This is a genomic window from Sphingomonas sp. 10B4, from assembly GCF_035019905.1.
Classification (GTDB): Bacteria; Pseudomonadota; Alphaproteobacteria; order Sphingomonadales; family Sphingomonadaceae; genus Sphingomonas; species Sphingomonas glacialis.
The window spans coordinates 1-461 of sequence record NZ_JASJVC010000198.1 but is presented as its reverse complement, the minus strand read 5'-3'; the positions used below and the strand labels follow the sequence as shown (position 1 = coordinate 461).

Here is a 461-nt window from a genome sequence, read left to right as displayed (position 1 = left end):
AGGTGATTAATGCGGTGCGCTATCTGGTGCGCTCGGGATGTGGATGGCGGATGCTGCCTATTCACTTTGGACCATGGCAAACGGTTTACGGCTGGTTCCGCGAACTGGCACGGCGCTTCCTGTTCCAGACGATCCATGATGTTGAGTTGATGCTCGACCGGGAACGGCAGGGACGCGAACAGTCGCCCAGCGCTGGTGTGATTGACAGCCAATCGATCAAGGCACCCCACTCAAAAACAAGGGGTTACGACGCAGGCAAGAAGATTGTCGGGCGCAAGCGTCATATCGCGGTCGATACAGACGGGCGGCTCCTGATGGTCAACCTGACCACCGCCGACATCTCCGACAGCGCCGGTGCTCAGGTCATTCTCGACGGCATCCGCAAACGCTGGCCCTGGGTGAAACACTTCTTCGCAGACGGGGCCTATGACCGCCTCAAGCTTATGGACAAGGCCAGCTAT

The 461-nt window shown here is 58.6% G+C and carries 1 protein-coding gene; it reads left to right on the top strand.

The window, feature by feature from the left end:
• On the top strand, positions 1 to 461 hold a 461-nt coding region (locus tag QN347_RS19450), incomplete at both ends, for an IS5 family transposase (RefSeq protein ID WP_323494351.1).